Here is a 15195-nt window from a genome sequence, read left to right on the forward strand (position 1 = left end):
ACGGAGAGCGGCGCGCGCGAGCATGAGACGCTATCCGATACGGTCGTCCTCCGCGGCGTCTTATTCCATCCTGTCGCCGCGGAGGACGATGCAGTCAAAAAGTGCCCGTGCCTTTATCGTTTCCGGATGATGCGCCCTGACCAAAAAAACGACGGAGCTTATGCGGACTTTCCTGTTCGTGCCCGACGTTTGCGCGCCCAGATCACCAGGCCGGTCACACTCAGCGTCGCAACAAAAATCCCCATGAGCGATATCAGCACGCGCCCCGGCGTGCCCAGCAGCCGACCGGAGTGCAGCGGCAACTGCGCCTGCATGAATACGTCGCCCCAGGAGCCTTTACCCGGCACCCTTTCGCCGACGATCGCACCCGTGTCCCCGTCCAGGTAAAGCACGTTGTTCCCCATGCCGTTCTCATCCCGGTCATCTTCCGGCGTGTAGAACGTCACGCCGTAAATGCCGAAGCGCTGCGCATAGAAAAGAGACCCGGCGGGAGCTGTCCAGCCTCGGCGGCTGCCCTCGGCCTCGGCTGCCGCGATAGCCTGCTCTCGACGCAGCAGCGGGTCAGCCAGTTCCCGCTCGCGACTGCCCTGGCGCGACTGAAATGGCGAGGGCGTGAGCGGCGATAAAGCCGACACCAGCGGCTGCATCACTTGCGTTCCCAGGTTCAGCGACACCGAGGTCACGGCCAGCATCAGCAGCAGACCCCACACCCACACGCCACCCGAGCGATGCACGTCGAAATTGAGTTTCGCGCCGCCCTGGCGCAGCCGGAAGCTCAGCGACTTACGCCAGCTACGCACATTGGGAAATGAGATACAGAGCGCCAGGAAACAGTCGGCAATCCAGACCGCCGACACCACACCCATCAGCCACACCCCGAATTCGATCCCCCAACCTTTTGGAATGTGCATGGTGTAGTGCAGCTTGTAGAGAAAGGGCAGCAAGTTCTCGCGCGACAGCGATATTTGGCCCCACTGCCGCTGCCCCTGGATCTGGCCGGTGGCCGGGTCCACAGCCAGTTGATTGAAGCCGAGGACGTACGGCGCGCCGGTGGCGGGATCGATGCGCGCGGCCACGCCCAGCATGGCCGTATGGCCGGGCTCCAGCGTTAGCGGCACAAAGCTGACCCGCAGGCGCGGATCAGCCGCCTCGACCCGGCGCGCCAACTCCAAAGGAGCGAGCGCAGTGGCTGCCGCGCCGGAGACGGCCGTGTACAGTTTGGGATTGGCCCACTCGTCGAGTTCGTGATTCCACGCGATCACGGCGCCGGTCAAGCCGGCGACGAACAGGAAACCCGCAATGAACAGGCCGCACCAGCGGTGCAGCACCACCATCGCGCCACGCATGCCGCCGCGCATCAGAACTGGTAGCGCGCCGACAGCGTCACGCTGCGCGGCTCGCCATAGACGTTGCTCGGAAAGCTCACATTGCCGGACAGCGCGTTGTAGTACTTCTTGTCGAAGATATTGTTGATGTTGAGCTGCAGATCCAATTTCGGCGTCGCCTGCCAGCCCACCACCAGGTCGGCCAAGGTGTAGGCGTTCTGGGTGATGCGGAATGGCACGCCGCTCGTGGTGCCCTGGTTGTAAATGGAGCCCTGGCGGTAGATCGAGCCGCCGATGCGCCAGCCCTGCAGGGCGCCAGACAGCCGGTACATCGTCGACAGCTTGAACAGGTGTCGCGGCGTGTCGGTGTCGAACAGCTCGCCCACATTGTCGGGGTTCGCATCCTTGCGATAGCGCGCAATGGCCACCGTGTAGCCCAGACTCACCTGCCAGTTGGGGGTGATGGCGCCCTGCAACTCGAATTCCACGCCCTGGCTGCGCACCTCGCCTGCGGCCGAGTAGCAGGCGACAGTCGGGTAGCCGGCGCATTGGGTCTGATCGGCGCTGCGGAAGGCGCGGTTTTTCTGGTCCATGCGGAACAATGCTGCCGAGGCATTCAGCGCGCCATCGAAGTATTCGCCCTTGATACCGACTTCATAGTTTTGACCGATCACCGGATCCAGCAGATTGTTGCTGGCATCCATGTAATTTTGAGGCTTGAAGATGTCCGTGTAGCTGGCATAGACCGAATGCTGGTCGTTCAAGTCGTAGACGATGCCGGCGTACTTTGTCAGTTGGTTATTGATGCTGTAGCGGTTATGCGCACTGACGGATGGCGTATTGGCGGTAAAGCTCGGATACGTGTTGACGGTGTCGTTGTAGTCGAACCAGTCCAGCCGTCCGCCCAATATCAGTTTCAGCCGATCGGCCAGGTTCAGGCGGGTCGTGGCGTATAGGCTTTGCTGGGTGACGTCGGCGTCCATCCAGTCCCGCAGCGGGATGTTGGGATTGGCGACGGCGCTCGGGTCGAAGTCGTAGAGATCGAGGTCGTCGTAGAGAACCACGCCTTGGCGGCTGTTGCCGTCGAAATCGACGTTGCGGTAGCTGGCGCCCAGTACCAGCTCATGCGTGCGGCCCAGCAATTCAAAGGGACCGTTGGCATACAGGTCCACGCTGCTCTGCTTTTCCTTGTGGGCGTTGCGCGCGCCTAGTTGGCGGTATTTGTCGGTGGCGACGTTGTAATTGAGGTAATGGCCCAGCATGTCGACCTCGGCCTGCGCGTAATAGGCCGAGAGATGTGTACGCCAGCCATTGTCGAATCGGTGGTCGAGCCCCACGAATGCCGAGGTGGTGTTCTTGTTCCAATTTTCCCAGTCATTGGCATACGACGTGGATCGAGGCAGATCCAGATCACTGCCGTCGCGGGCCACGGGCAAACCGGTGAAGCCATTGCCATGCAGCCTGCTCTCTTGATGCAGCGCGCTGAGCGTGAGCGTCGTGGAGGCAGCCAGGTCCTTTTCCAGGATCCCGTAGAAAGTCTGGCCACTGCTGTCTTCGCCGCGCTTGTAGCTTCCGTAATCCTGAGTGGCGATCACGGCGCGGCCGCGCAGGCTGCCGTCCTCGGATAGCGGCCCGGAGGCGTCCAACTCGGCTCTATAGTGGTCCCAACTGCCGGCGCTCACGTCGACGGATACCTGCGGCACATCGGTCGGCCGCTTGCGCACCAGGTTGATAGCGGCCGACGGGTTCCCTGCGCCCTGCACCAGCCCGGTGGCGCCACGCACGATCTCCACGCGGTCATAGATGGCCATATCGGTGGACAACAGGTCCTGCGACAGGTTGGAGCTGTCCAGGCTCACGGGCAGGCCGTCGAACATGATGTTGTCCACATACATGCCGCGCGCATAAAAGGAAGCGCGCTCTGGCCCGAAGCGCCGGTACGTCAGACCCGGGGCAGCCTGCACCACGTCGTTGATCGTCTGCAGGTTCTGATCCTTGATGAGTTCGCTGGTAATGACGGTGACCGACTGCGGCGTCTCGCGCATGGAGAGGTTGAGCCGGGTAGCCGTGCCCATGCTGCTGGTGGTGTACGAATCCGTGCCCTCGGTAGTGCCGTCGGCTACCGTTGTGCCGGTTACCGTGACCATAGGCAGCGTGGCGGCGTCGGACGCGGCCGGCGCGAGCGTTTCGTCGGCTCGCAGCACGAACGCGCCATTGTCCAGTTGCACGGCCCGCAGGCCGCTACCTGCGAGCAAAAGGCTCAGCGCGCCGGCGGCGGGATGGCGGCCGTTCACGCCGGCCGTGCGCTTGCCTTCGGTTTGCTCGGCGGTAAAGGTCAACATGATGTTGGCCGTGCTGGCCAACTGGCGCAAAGCTGGCGCCAGCGGCCCGGCGGCAATCCTGAAGTCGACGACGGCGGCCCCTGCAGCAGCAGGCGTGGCGCCTTGCGCAAACACGGCGGCCGGAGCGCCGGCCACGAGGGCGACAGTCAGCGTCAGGCCGGCAAGCGCAGTAGACGATGGATATGGGCGCTCCGAATCGTGGGCGCGGTGCAGGTTCGGCATGTTCTTCCTCTGGATTGGACCTCCGAAATTTCCGGTCCCTCTCAGGTAGGTGCCGCGAACACGCCAATCGGGCAGTCAATTCGAGAAATTTTTTTACCAGCCTCAATCGGCCGGTACGATCGTCGCCCAGAAACGGGTGCGCCATTGCACGCGTACCGGCAGCACGCTGGGCAGCGTAGCCAGGATGCGGTCGGTGTCCGCCAATGGAAAGACACCCGAAAGGCGCAGATTCGCGATTTGCGGATCGACGCGCAGCACGCCCGTCCGATAGCGATCCAGTTCGGCAGCAAACTCGCCCAGCCGCTGCTCGTCGGCCACCAGCTGACCCCGCGCCCATGCGTCGGTCTGCTCATTGATCGAGCGCGGCGCCTCGACGGCATCGCGGCTGAACCGGGTCTGCTGGCCGGCGTGCAGCACACTCGCACTGCCGGACCCGGCCCAGGGAGAGACTTCCACTGCGCTTTCCAGAACCGCCACAGTGGTGCGTCCAGCGTGCTGCCTTACGGTGAACCGTGTACCCAGCGAACGGATGCTGCCTTCCGCGGTCGCCACCAAAAGCGGCCGCGGATCGACCAGCCCCGGCCCATGGCGAGTGACAACCATGATCTCGCCCGCCACCAGCAAGATACGGCGCTGGCTCGCATCAAAGCGCACATTGACCGCGCTATCCGTGTTCAGCGTCAGCCGGGTACCGTCCTCCAGCGTGAAGTCGCGTTGCTCACCAGTGTTGCTGCGGTAGTCGGCCGTTCGGGCCTGCCAGGTCTCAGTGCGCGAAGCGAGCAGCCCGGCGCTGGTGGCTATCCCTCCCCACAGGAGCATTCGGGTGACCCGCCGGCGGGCGTTGGAGGACGGCTGATCGGTCGTGCCGTAGGACGACAGGGCCGCGTAAGCCGGAGCACGCTCCAGCGATTTCATCCGGCCCGTGACAGATTCGACATGTTGCCAGGCGGCTTCATGATCGACATGTGCCTGGCGCCATTGGCGCCATTGGTGTTGCTGCTCATCGCCGGCCTCTCCGGACATCAGCAGCGTGAGCCAGTCCGCCGCTGCATCCGCGGTAGCCCGGCTGATGATCCGGCCGTTTGGCAGGGTCAGCGTGTCTTTATGAGAGGCCATGAGCTCAGGTCGCCAGCGCGAACATGCATTCGCGGTTGGCCCTGGTCAGATACTGCTTTACGGAACTGGTCGAAGTCCTCAAGCGCTCGGCGATTTCGGCGTAGCTCAGTTCAACCAGGTGAGCCAACAGAAAGGCTTCTCGAACCTTGGGAGGCAGGCCATCGAGCACACGGTCGAGCTGCTGCAGGCTTTCGACGGCCATTAGCTGTGCTTCCGGCGAGGGAGCCACTTCTTCCGGCAGGCTGGCGAGAGCCTCGAGGTAAGCGGTTTCGAGCAACTGCCGGCGATGGCGATGTGCGAGGAGCCGCCGGGCAACCGTCGCCAGAAACGGACGCGGCTCCCGGATCTCGACGGCCGCGGTCTTGCGGTCCAGCAGGCTTAGAAAAGTGTCCTGCGCCAGGTCGGCTGCTGCGAAAGTGTCGCCGACGCGCCTGCGCAGCCAACCCTGGAGCCACTTGCCGTGCTCGACATACAGTCCTGCCAAATCATCGGTGATAGGTAAGTCCTGGGCTGGCATGAGGACAGGATATGGAAACCACAAATCAAATGAGAATTGATCGCATTATACATAATGCGCCGTGCCTTCCAATATGTAACAGCTGCCCTTCCCCCCTTGAAGCCTAGAACATCATCCCTATAATTAGCACTCGACACCGGTGAGTGCTAACAACGTTCCCGGGCCCAACCGATCATTCTCTTCTTCTTTTAAGTAACAGGAGTTCCACATGGCCTTGCGTCCCCTGGGCGATCGCGTGATCGTCAAACGCCTCGAAAACGAGCGCAAGACTGCCTCGGGCATCGTCATTCCCGACAGCGCCGCTGAAAAGCCTGATCAAGGTGAAGTCGTGGCCGTCGGCCCCGGCAAGAAGACCGAAGACGGCAAGATCCTGCCCGTCGACCTGAAGGCTGGCGACAAGGTTCTGTTCGGCAAGTATGCCGGCCAGTCCGTGAAGGTTGACGGCGAAGAGCTGCTCGTCATCCGCGAGGACGAAATCCTCGCCGTGGTCCAGTAAACCCTGCCTCAAACGAATTTTCGAAGGAAGCTAAGAAATGGCTGCCAAGCAAGTATTGTTCGGTGACGACGCCCGCGTGCGCATCGTCCGTGGCGTGAATGTCCTCGCCAACGCTGTCAAGACCACCCTGGGCCCCAAGGGTCGCAACGTCGTGCTGGAGCGCTCGTTCGGCGCCCCGACCGTGACCAAGGACGGCGTGTCCGTCGCCAAGGAAATCGAACTGAAGGACAAGTTCGAGAACATCGGCGCCCAGCTGGTCAAGGACGTCGCCTCGAAGACCTCCGACAACGCCGGTGACGGCACCACCACTGCCACCGTGCTGGCCCAGGCCATCGTTCAGGAAGGCCTGAAGTACGTTGCCGCCGGTTTCAACCCGATCGACCTGAAGCGCGGCATCGACAAGGCCGTCGCCGCCGCCGTCGCCGAACTGAAGAAGCAATCCAAGCCGGTCACGACCAGCAAGGAAATCGCCCAGGTCGGCTCGATCTCCGCCAACAGCGACACCTCCATCGGCCAGATCATCGCTGACGCGATGGACAAGGTCGGCAAGGAAGGCGTCATCACCGTCGAAGACGGCAAGTCGCTGGAAAACGAGCTGGACGTCGTCGAAGGCATGCAATTCGACCGCGGCTACCTGTCGCCCTACTTCATCAACAACCCGGACAAGCAAGTTGCCGCTCTGGAAGATCCGTTTGTCCTGATTTTCGACAAGAAGATCAGCAACATCCGTGACCTGCTGCCCGTGCTGGAACAAGTCGCCAAGTCGAGCCGTCCGCTGCTGATCATCGCCGAAGACGTCGAAGGCGAAGCGCTGGCCACCCTGGTCGTGAACAACATCCGTGGCATCCTGAAGACCACCGCCGTCAAGGCTCCGGGCTTCGGCGACCGCCGCAAGGCCATGCTGGAAGACATCGCCATCCTGACGGGCGGCACGGTGATCTCCGAAGAAACCGGCATGTCCCTGGAAAAGGCCTCGCTGGCCGAACTGGGCCAAGCCAAGCGCATCGAAGTGGGCAAGGAAAACACGACGATCATCGACGGCGCTGGCGACAGCAAGTCGATCGAAGCCCGCGTGAAGCAAATCCGCGTCCAGATCGAAGAAGCCACGTCCGACTACGACCGTGAAAAGCTGCAAGAACGCGTGGCCAAGCTGGCCGGCGGCGTTGCCGTGATTCGCGTTGGCGCTGCCACCGAAGTCGAAATGAAGGAAAAGAAGGCTCGCGTCGAAGACGCCCTGCACGCCACCCGCGCTGCTGTGGAAGAAGGCGTTGTGGCTGGCGGCGGCGTTGCTCTGCTGCGCGCCAAGCAAGCCATCACCGACCTGAAGGGCGACACGCCTGACCAGAACGCCGGCATCAAGCTGATCCTGCGCGCTGTCGAAGAGCCGCTGCGCACGATCGTCACCAACGCCGGCGAAGAAGCCAGCGTGGTGGTGAACAACGTGCTGAACGGCAAGGGCAACTACGGCTACAACGCCGCGACCGGCGAGTACACCGACCTGGTCGAGCAAGGCGTGCTGGATCCCACCAAGGTGACCCGCACCGCCCTGCAGAACGCCGCTTCCGTCGCCAGCCTGCTGCTGACCGCTGAAGCTGCCGTGGTCGAACTGGCCGAAGACAAGCCCGCTGCTCCGGCAATGCCCGGCGGCATGGGCGGCATGGGCGGCATGGACTTCTAAGTCCCGCCATTCGTGCAAGGCCTCCCCGGCTTCGGCCGGGGAATGCAGTATCCCGAAAAACCCCCGGTCCTTCGCCCCGGGGGTTTTTCTTTTTCCACCGTCCGCATGCCGGTGGACACGTTTGCGCACAGTCTTACGGTTTCCCCGCGGCGCATGCGTCCCTACAATAGGGGTTCCCCGGAACGAGCCTTACCCCATGCGCATATTCAAGACTCTGCTGCGTGCCCTGCGTCCGTCCGAGATCGGCGGGCTGTTGATGGATTCCGCCAGGCAGTGGTCCACCCACCGGGCGTCGAGCAAGGGCGCCGCACTGGCCCTGTACATGGTGTTCTCCCTGGCGCCCATGCTGATCCTGGTGATCGCGGTGGCGGGCGCCTTCTTCGGCGAGGACGCCGTGCGCTCGGAGCTGTTTTCGCAGCTGCGCGACCTCACCGGCGAACGCGGCGCCGAAGTCATCCAGACGGTGCTGGCCAGCGCGCACGAGTCCGGCGGCGGCTGGATCGCCGCGCTGATCTCGATTTTCGTGCTGATTTTCAGCGCCACGACGGCCTTCGCCGAATTGAAGGCCAGCCTGGACGATCTCTGGGAGGTGTCCGGCAACCAGAAGGGCGGCCTGCACGGCATGGTGCGCAGCCGCATGCTGTCGTTCGGCCTGGTGCTGGTTCTGGCGCTGTTCCTGCTGATTTCCCTGACCGTGAATGCGGGGCTGGGAGCCGCGCGCGGCTACTACGGCGACTTGTGGACGGCCTCGTCCTTCGCCCTGGTGGCGGAATGGATTTCCAATCTGTTTTCCTTCTCGGTGGTCGCGGCGCTATTCGCGGTGATCTTCAAGCTGCTGCCCAGCGCGAAGATCTCATGGGCGGACGTGATTCCCGGCGCCATCGTGACGGCGGCGCTGTTCCTCGTCGGCAAATGGGGAATCGGCGTGTACCTGAGCCGCGGCGCCGCCGTATCGGCTTATGGCGCGGCGGGCTCGCTGATCGCCCTGTTGCTCTGGATCTACTATTCGGCGCAGATTTTCTTCTTCGGCGCCGTCTTCACGCGGCAATTCGCGCTGCGCTTCGGCCGGGAGCAGCCGGCCGCGGCGCAACCGGCGGCGCCGGACGGCAATCCCGGCGCCTGATTCTTCCGGCTCAGTTCTCGTCGCGGGTTTCCAGCCCCGCCATCAAGCGCAGGCATTTCAGGAACACGGGACGCAGCTCCTCGGGCACGGGCGCCAGCACCTGAGCCTCCACCGCCGCGTCCTCCGGCAGGATGCGCGCCAGCAATTCGACGCCTTCGTCCGTGATTTCCAGCGCGTAGGCGCGGCCGTCCTCGGCGGAGCGCGTGCGGCGCACATACCCCTTCTTCGTCATGCGCGCGATCATTTCGGCAAAGGAATTGCGGTCCAGCGCGATCAGTTCGGCGATGCGGTTCTGCGTGGCGCCCGGGTTCTGGTAGACCGTTATCAGCAAGGCCTTCTGGCGCGGGGTCAGGTCCTCGTCGGGAAAAGCCTGGGTGAACAGGCCCTCCGCCCGGAAATGGGCGCGGCGCAGCAGGTGGGACGCCACGTGGGTCAGGTCGAATTCATTCAGGGCGCGGAGCTTGGCCTGGCCGGCGCGGGCGGGTCTGGCTGTGGCGGTCATCGGACTTCCATGGAGTACTGCCTGGGGATTGTAGGCGCTGGCGTTCCGGAAAATGCGCATTGACTTGAGGCGGAGGGCTGCCTATGATCTTCGAAATATAGTACGTATACGTATTTATTTGCATCATAGCAGAGGCCCGGCATGACGATCCGCCAACTACGCAACTACATCGATGGCCGCTTTGAAGAGGGCGCGTCCACCTTCGACAAACACAGCCCGGTGGACGGCCGGCTGCTCGCCCGGGTCCATGAAGCCAGCCGGGATCAGGTGGACCGGGCCGTGGCGGCGGCGCGGCGCGCCCTGCCCGCCTGGGCCGCATTGCCGGTCGCCGCGCGCACCGACCACCTGCTGGCGCTGGCCGATGGCATCAACCGGCGCTTCGACGACTTCCTGCAGGCGGAGATCGGCGATACCGGCAAGCCCGTCGGCTGGGCGGGCAAGATCGACATCCCGCGCGGGGCGGCCAACTTCCGGGCCTTTGCCGAATTGGCCCGCACGCTGGACATGGAAAGCTACATGACCGATACGCCCGACGGCAGGCAGGCGCTGAACTATGCCTATCGCAAGCCGTTGGGCGTGGTGGGCGTGATTTCTCCGTGGAACCTGCCCCTCCTGCTGCTGACCTGGAAGGTGGCGCCCGCCCTGGCATTCGGCAACACGGTGGTAATGAAGCCCTCCGAGGTCACGCCTTCGACGGCCACGCTGCTGGCCGAGGTCGCCGGCCAGGCGGGCCTGCCGGCCGGCGTGCTGAACCTGGCGCACGGATTCGGCCCCGGGTCCGCGGGCGAATTCATCACCACCCACCCGGACATCGACGGCATTACCTTCACGGGTGAATCCGCCACCGGCGCCACCATCATGCGGGCCGTGGCGCCGGGCGTAAAGCCGGTGTCGTTCGAACTGGGCGGCAAGAACGCGGCGCTGGTGTTCGCGGACGCGGACTTCGACGCAGCGGTGGACGGCGTGACGCGCTCGGCCTTCGCCAACTGCGGGCAAGTGTGCCTGTGCACGGAACGCGTCTACGTCGAGCGCCCGGTCTATGAGCGTTTCGTGGAGGCGCTGGCGGCGCGGGCCCGGTCGATGCGCATCGGCTGGCCGATGGAGCCCGATACCGAAATGGGCCCGCTCGTGTCGCGCGAGCACCGCGAGAAAGTGCTGTCGTACTTCGCGCTGGCCCGCCAGGAAGGCGCGACGGTGGCGGCCGGCGGCGGCATTCCGGAATTCGGGGATGCCCGCGACAACGGCGCCTACGTGCAGCCCACGGTCTGGACCGGCCTGCCCGAGCATGCCCGCTGCATCAAGGAGGAAGTCTTCGGCCCCGTCTGCCACGTGGCGCCTTTCGACACCGAGGAAGAGGCCATCCGCCTGGCGAACGATACGCGCTACGGGCTGGCCGCGGCCGTGTGGACGCAGAACCTCGCCCGCGGCCACCGCGTGGCGCAGGCAATGCGGGTGGGCCTGGCCTGGGTCAACTGCTGGTTCCTGCGCGACCTGCGCACTCCTTTCGGCGGCAGCGGCCTGTCGGGAATCGGCCGAGAAGGCGGACGCCATTCGCTGCATTTCTATACTGAACCCACCAACGTGTGCGTCAAACTCTGACTTGTTCCACCGAAAAGGAAATCGCGATGAACCACCACAAGACAGACCGGACGGAAACGGAGCGGACCGCGGTCGGCGCCACCGTCGTGGCCGGCAAGGCCACGCCCCGCGGCAAGTACCCGCACATCAAGCGCGCGGGAGATTTTCTGTTCGTCTCCGGCACCAGCTCGCGCCTGCCCGACAACCGCATCGCGGGCGCCGAGGTGGATGCGATGGGCACCGCCACCCTGGACATCCGGGTGCAGACCCGGGCCGTCATCGAGAACATCCGGGACATCCTGGGCACCGCGGGCGCCACGCTGGCCGACGTGGTGGAAATCAGCACGTTCCTGGTCAACATGAACGACTTCGGCGGATACAACCAGGTGTACGGCGAATACTTCGACGCGGACGGCCCGGCGCGCACCACCGTGGCGGTGCATCAACTGCCGCACCCGCAGTTGCTGATTGAAATCAAGGCGGTCGCCTACAAGCCGCTTGCGCGCTAGCGGCGGCGCGCATGTCGAACTTCCGCATTACGCCCAACGCGCTTGGCCACAAGCTGAAGCTGCATCAGTTGCAGATCTTCGAGCGCGTGCTGGCGCGCCGCTCGCTGTCGCGCGCAGCCAGCGAGCTGCACCTGACGCAGCCCACCGTCACCAAGGCCGTCCACGACCTGGAAGCGTTCTTCGGCGCGCCCCTGTTCGAACGCTCCAACCGCGGCGTCACGCCGACGGAACTGGCCGTGGTGCTGGGGCGCCGCGTCCACGCCATGATGGCCGAGATCCGGTACCTGGCCGACGATATCGACGCGGTGCTGGGCGGGGCCAGCGGCCATGTGGCGGTGGGCACGCTCATCGCGGCGTCCGCCAAGCTGCTGCCCGAGGCCATCGCGCGCCTCATGACCGACCATCCGGGCATCCAGGTCACCGTCCGCGAAGGGCCGACCGCCCAGCTGCTGCCGGCCCTGGCCACGGGCGACCTGGACATCGTCGTCGGCCGCCTGCCCGGCGCCGACATGGCGTCGATCTCGGGTGTGGCGGTGGATCACCACAGGCTGTACCGGGAAGAACTATGCCTGGTGGCCGGCGCCCGCCATCCCCTGGCCGGCGCGGAGAAAGTGGCGCTGGCCGACCTGGCCGATTGCATCTGGATCCTGCCCGCGCCCACGTCGCCGCTGCGCGCCTCGATCGAACGCACCTTCTTCGACGCCGGCCTGCGCCTGCCTGCCCGGCAACTGGAATCGCTGTCGCTGCTGACCAACATCGGCGTGCTCATGCACAGCGACGCGCTTGCGCTCATCCCCTACGACGCGGCGGCGCAATTCCTGTCCATGGGCGTGCTGGCCCGTTTGCCCACCGACGTCTTCGGCGCTTTCGGCGACGTGGGCTACTCGGTCCGGGCGGACCGCCCCTTGACTGCGGCCTGCCTGCGGCTGGTGGACTATCTGAGGCAGACCGCCTCCCAGCGCGGAAGCGGCGGCGGATGACGCCACCCCAGGGTTATCCCGCGATAGAAAACTGGCATGGCAGGCCACGCAATTTCTATTGTGCAGCCGCTTGCCGCGCCGCTTAGACTCCGGGGAAGAGCGCAGTTCCCCCCGTCCTGGAGTTCCACATGCTCGCCTACGGCCCCCCGTTCAATTTCCAGCGCTGGATCGACGACAACGCGCACCTGCTCAAGCCGCCTGTCGGCAACAAACAGATCTGGCAGGACGCGGATTTCATCGTTACCGTGGTCGGTGGCCCGAACCTGCGCACCGATTACCACGACGATCCGCTGGAAGAATTCTTCCACCAATTGCGCGGCAACGCCTGGCTCTCGCTCTGGATAGACGGCAAGCCGGAACGCGTGGACCTCAAGGAAGGCGACATCTTCCTCTTGCCGCCGCACGTGCGCCATTCGCCGCAGCGGCCCGAAGCCGGCAGCGTCTGCCTGGTCATCGAACGCCAGCGCCCCATGGGCCTGCTGGATGGCTTCGAATGGTATTGCCGCGAATGCCATCAGCTGGTGCATCGCGCCGAGGTGCAGCTCCAGAGCATCGTGACCGACCTGCCGCCCCTGTTCCAGACCTTCTATTCCAGCGTCGAAAAGCGCACTTGCCCCGGCTGTGGCGCCATCCACCCTGGCAAAGGGGACTCGCCCGCATGAACGCTCCGCAAGCACCACAGGCCCAATCACCGATGACCCAGAAAATCGACATGCATGCCCACTTCTTCCCGCCTATCACGCGGGAGGAAGCGGCCGCGCTCGACCCCGTCGACGCTCCCTGGCTGCGGCCGGAAGGCGATGGAGCCACGGGCCAGATCATGGCCGGCGACCGGCCCTTCCGCCCTGTGGACGCCACCCTCTGGGACCCGGCCTTGCGAATCCGGCAGATGGACCGCCACGGCGTGGACGTGCAGATCCTGTGCGCGACTCCCATCATGTTCGGCTACACCTACCCGGCGCGGGCCGCCGCCGACTGGGCGGCGCGCATGAACGACCTGGCGCTCGAGCACTGCGCCCATGCGCCGTCGCGCCTGAAGGCGCTGGCGCAGGTGCCGCTGCAGGACCTGGACCTGGCCTGCAGCGAAGCGTCCCGCGCGCGCGCCGCCGGCCACCTGGGCGTGCAGATTGGCAACCACGTCGGCGCGCGCGACCTGGATGACGAAACCCTGGTGCAGTTCCTGATCCATTGCGCCAACAGCGACATCCCCGTGCTGGTGCACCCCTGGGACATGATGACCGATGGCCGCATGAAGAAGTGGATGCTGCCGTGGCTCGTCGCCATGCCGGCGGAAACCCAGCTGGGCATCCTGTCGCTGATCCTGTCCGGCGCCTTCGAGCGCATACCGCGCAGCCTGAAGCTGTGCTTCGCGCATGGCGGCGGCAGCTTCGCCTTCCTTCTGGGGCGCGTGGACAACGCCTGGCGGCACCGCGACATCATCCGCCAGGACTGTCCGCAGCTGCCATCGTCCTACACCGATCGCTTCTATACCGACAGCGCGGTCTTCGACCCGCGTTCGCTGCGGCTGCTGATCGACGTAATGGGCGAAGACCGCGTCCTGCTGGGCTCCGACTATCCCTATCCGCTGGGTGAGCAGGAAGTGGGCAGGCTGGTAACGCACGCCGGCCTGCTTCCCGAGGTGCAGCAGAAAATCCTGTGCCGCAACATCGTGGAATTCTTCGGCCTGGACCCGCGCGTCGCGTAGCCCTCGCAGAGAAACGGGCGGACCGCGCTCAGGCTTCGGCGCTCGACGCCGTGAGCGGCGGCAGGGGCAGGCCCAGCCTGCCGCTCCATTCCGCCATTTCGGCCTTCAGCGCCGGCGGCACCGGAATCCCGCAGGCCATGCGCTCGGCCTGCGCGGCCAGCTCGGGATCGCCCGGCATGCGCGGCGCCCCCGGCTGCGCCGCAAGCTCGGCCGCCATGCCCGCCACCATCGCAGCCAGCGCCGCGCCGCCCGCGAACCGGGCAGGATCGATGACGATGAAGAACGCGCCCAGTTCCCGCGGGCGGTCCAGCTGCTCGTACATGGGGCCGATGCGCGGCCCGTAAGGATTGCCGTTGAGCGGTCCGCACAGCAGGTCGATCATCATCGCCAGGCCGTAGCCCTTGTGGCCGTATTCGCCGCCCAGCGGCGTCAAGGCCCGGGCACGCGCCGCATCCGTCGCTTCCTGTCCCTCGGCATCCAGGGCCACGCCCGCCGGGAGCTCAACCCCGTCGCGGCGCGCGTTCATGACGCGGTTCCATGGAATGGAAGTGGTGGCCATGTCCAGGCATAACGGTTCGCCGCCCAGCCGGGGGAAAGCGAAAGACACGGGATTCGTGCCGAAGAACGGCAGCCGGCCGCCGAAGGGCGCGGCGATGGCGTCGGAATGGGTAAAGGCAATGCCGATCAGCCCTTCCCTGGCCGCTGCGCGCGTGTACAGGCCGATCGCGCCGCAATGCGAGGAATCGCTGACGCCCACGGCGCCCACGCCTGCCTCTCGCGCCAGCGCCATCGCGGCCGCGTTGGCGCGATGCGCCACCACGATGCCATGGCCCCTGCCGCCATGCGCCTGAGCGGTAGCCGGGCCGCTCTGTTCGATGCGGATGTCCGGCCGCGCCCGGATCGAACCATGCGCGACCCGGTTCAGGTAATGCGGCAGCCGGGCAATGCCATGGGAGTCGATGCCCCACAGGCTGGTCTGCGCCAGGCTGGACGCCAGGCAGCTGGCGTCGGCCTCGCTGAAGCCTAGGGCCCGCAGGCAGGCGTCGCCCCATTGCTGCCACTGCGCCGCGTCCACGCTCTCCAGCCTCTCCATGCAGCGCTC

14 protein-coding genes are annotated in these 15195 nt (G+C 65.3%); 8 read left to right on the forward strand and 6 right to left on the reverse strand.

The window, feature by feature from the left end:
- Nucleotides 1-158 precede the first annotated feature (158 nt).
- The 4 genes from JL37_RS19525 to JL37_RS19540 form a co-directional block, all read right to left on the reverse strand.
- Nucleotides 159-1358 (reverse strand): PepSY domain-containing protein, encoded by a 1200-nt coding sequence (locus JL37_RS19525; protein ID WP_197064635.1) that lies wholly within the window; start codon nucleotides 1356-1358, stop codon nucleotides 159-161.
- Complete coding sequence (locus JL37_RS19530; protein WP_043546198.1) at nucleotides 1358-3889, reverse strand: TonB-dependent siderophore receptor; 2532 nt, start codon at nucleotides 3887-3889, stop codon at nucleotides 1358-1360. The genes JL37_RS19525 and JL37_RS19530 overlap by 1 nt, the downstream gene beginning before the upstream one ends.
- A 102-nt stretch (nucleotides 3890-3991) precedes the next feature.
- Nucleotides 3992-5005: a FecR domain-containing protein gene (locus JL37_RS19535; protein WP_043546199.1), complete on the reverse strand. Its 1014-nt coding sequence runs from the start codon at nucleotides 5003-5005 to the stop codon at nucleotides 3992-3994.
- Nucleotides 5006-5009: 4 nt separating this feature from the next.
- The gene (locus JL37_RS19540) at nucleotides 5010-5522 is read right to left on the reverse strand and encodes a sigma-70 family RNA polymerase sigma factor (protein WP_043546200.1); all 513 of its coding nucleotides are present in this window, start codon (nucleotides 5520-5522) and stop codon (nucleotides 5010-5012) included.
- 208 nt (nucleotides 5523-5730) lie between these two features.
- Between JL37_RS19540 and groES the strand changes: the two genes are divergently transcribed.
- The 3 genes from groES to JL37_RS19555 all read left to right on the forward strand — a co-directional run bounded on the left by groES (nucleotide 5731) and on the right by JL37_RS19555 (nucleotide 8819).
- Nucleotides 5731-6018 carry a co-chaperone GroES gene (gene groES / locus JL37_RS19545; protein ID WP_006221616.1) on the forward strand — a complete coding sequence of 96 codons (288 nt, stop codon included), beginning with the start codon at nucleotides 5731-5733 and terminating at the stop codon, nucleotides 6016-6018.
- Nucleotides 6019-6055: 37 nt separating this feature from the next.
- The gene (gene groL / locus JL37_RS19550) at nucleotides 6056-7696 is read left to right on the forward strand and encodes a chaperonin GroEL (protein ID WP_043546201.1); all 1641 of its coding nucleotides are present in this window, start codon (nucleotides 6056-6058) and stop codon (nucleotides 7694-7696) included.
- A 196-nt stretch (nucleotides 7697-7892) separates the two neighbouring features.
- A complete protein-coding gene (locus JL37_RS19555) occupies nucleotides 7893-8819 on the forward strand; it encodes a YihY/virulence factor BrkB family protein (protein WP_043546202.1) in 927 nt (308 codons plus the stop codon).
- A 10-nt stretch (nucleotides 8820-8829) separates the two neighbouring features.
- Here the strand turns inward: JL37_RS19555 and JL37_RS19560 are convergent, their stop codons facing one another.
- Nucleotides 8830-9321 carry a MarR family winged helix-turn-helix transcriptional regulator gene (locus JL37_RS19560; RefSeq protein WP_043546203.1) on the reverse strand — a complete coding sequence of 164 codons (492 nt, stop codon included), beginning with the start codon at nucleotides 9319-9321 and terminating at the stop codon, nucleotides 8830-8832.
- A 141-nt stretch (nucleotides 9322-9462) separates the two neighbouring features.
- On the opposite strand from JL37_RS19560, the gene JL37_RS19565 reads away from it, so the two are divergent.
- From JL37_RS19565 to JL37_RS19585, 5 genes are all read left to right on the forward strand, one after another.
- Entirely contained in the window at nucleotides 9463-10920 is a 1458-nt protein-coding gene (locus JL37_RS19565; protein WP_043546204.1) for a 2-hydroxymuconic semialdehyde dehydrogenase, read from the forward strand.
- 26 nt (nucleotides 10921-10946) lie between these two features.
- Nucleotides 10947-11408 (forward strand): RidA family protein, encoded by a 462-nt coding sequence (locus tag JL37_RS19570; RefSeq protein WP_052097418.1) that lies wholly within the window; start codon nucleotides 10947-10949, stop codon nucleotides 11406-11408.
- Nucleotides 11409-11419: 11 nt separating this feature from the next.
- Entirely contained in the window at nucleotides 11420-12388 is a 969-nt protein-coding gene (locus tag JL37_RS19575) for a LysR substrate-binding domain-containing protein (protein WP_043546205.1), read from the forward strand.
- Between the two features lie 128 nt (nucleotides 12389-12516).
- Entirely contained in the window at nucleotides 12517-13050 is a 534-nt protein-coding gene (locus tag JL37_RS19580; RefSeq protein WP_043546206.1) for a 3-hydroxyanthranilate 3,4-dioxygenase, read from the forward strand.
- Between the two features lie 32 nt (nucleotides 13051-13082).
- Entirely contained in the window at nucleotides 13083-14093 is a 1011-nt protein-coding gene (locus tag JL37_RS19585) for an amidohydrolase family protein (RefSeq protein ID WP_043546207.1), read from the forward strand.
- Between the two features lie 28 nt (nucleotides 14094-14121).
- On the opposite strand, the gene JL37_RS19590 is transcribed toward JL37_RS19585, so the two are convergent.
- Nucleotides 14122-15186, reverse strand: a complete 1065-nt coding sequence (locus JL37_RS19590) for an Ldh family oxidoreductase (protein WP_043546208.1) — start codon at nucleotides 15184-15186, stop codon at nucleotides 14122-14124.
- Nucleotides 15187-15195 lie beyond the last annotated feature (9 nt).

The organism is Achromobacter sp. RTa, from assembly GCF_000757485.1.
GTDB lineage: Bacteria > Pseudomonadota > Gammaproteobacteria > Burkholderiales > Burkholderiaceae_B > Achromobacter.

Excerpts from the sequence above, each read along its gene's own strand:
- JL37_RS19585 (WP_043546207.1), top strand. The coding sequence starts at position 13,083 with ATGACCCAGAAAATCGACATGCATGCCCACTTCTTCCCGCCTATCACG.
- JL37_RS19525 (WP_197064635.1), bottom strand. The coding sequence starts at position 1,358 with ATGCGCGGCGGCATGCGTGGCGCGATGGTGGTGCTGCACCGCTGGTGC.
- JL37_RS19555 (WP_043546202.1), top strand. The coding sequence starts at position 7,893 with ATGCGCATATTCAAGACTCTGCTGCGTGCCCTGCGTCCGTCCGAGATC.
- groES (WP_006221616.1), top strand. The coding sequence starts at position 5,731 with ATGGCCTTGCGTCCCCTGGGCGATCGCGTGATCGTCAAACGCCTCGAA.
- JL37_RS19570 (WP_052097418.1), top strand. The coding sequence starts at position 10,947 with ATGAACCACCACAAGACAGACCGGACGGAAACGGAGCGGACCGCGGTC.
- JL37_RS19535 (WP_043546199.1), bottom strand. The coding sequence starts at position 5,005 with ATGGCCTCTCATAAAGACACGCTGACCCTGCCAAACGGCCGGATCATC.
- groL (WP_043546201.1), top strand. The coding sequence starts at position 6,056 with ATGGCTGCCAAGCAAGTATTGTTCGGTGACGACGCCCGCGTGCGCATC.
- JL37_RS19590 (WP_043546208.1), bottom strand. The coding sequence starts at position 15,186 with ATGGAGAGGCTGGAGAGCGTGGACGCGGCGCAGTGGCAGCAATGGGGC.
- JL37_RS19540 (WP_043546200.1), bottom strand. The coding sequence starts at position 5,522 with ATGCCAGCCCAGGACTTACCTATCACCGATGATTTGGCAGGACTGTAT.
- JL37_RS19565 (WP_043546204.1), top strand. The coding sequence starts at position 9,463 with ATGACGATCCGCCAACTACGCAACTACATCGATGGCCGCTTTGAAGAG.
- JL37_RS19530 (WP_043546198.1), bottom strand. The coding sequence starts at position 3,889 with ATGCCGAACCTGCACCGCGCCCACGATTCGGAGCGCCCATATCCATCG.
- JL37_RS19575 (WP_043546205.1), top strand. The coding sequence starts at position 11,420 with ATGTCGAACTTCCGCATTACGCCCAACGCGCTTGGCCACAAGCTGAAG.
- JL37_RS19580 (WP_043546206.1), top strand. The coding sequence starts at position 12,517 with ATGCTCGCCTACGGCCCCCCGTTCAATTTCCAGCGCTGGATCGACGAC.
- JL37_RS19560 (WP_043546203.1), bottom strand. The coding sequence starts at position 9,321 with ATGACCGCCACAGCCAGACCCGCCCGCGCCGGCCAGGCCAAGCTCCGC.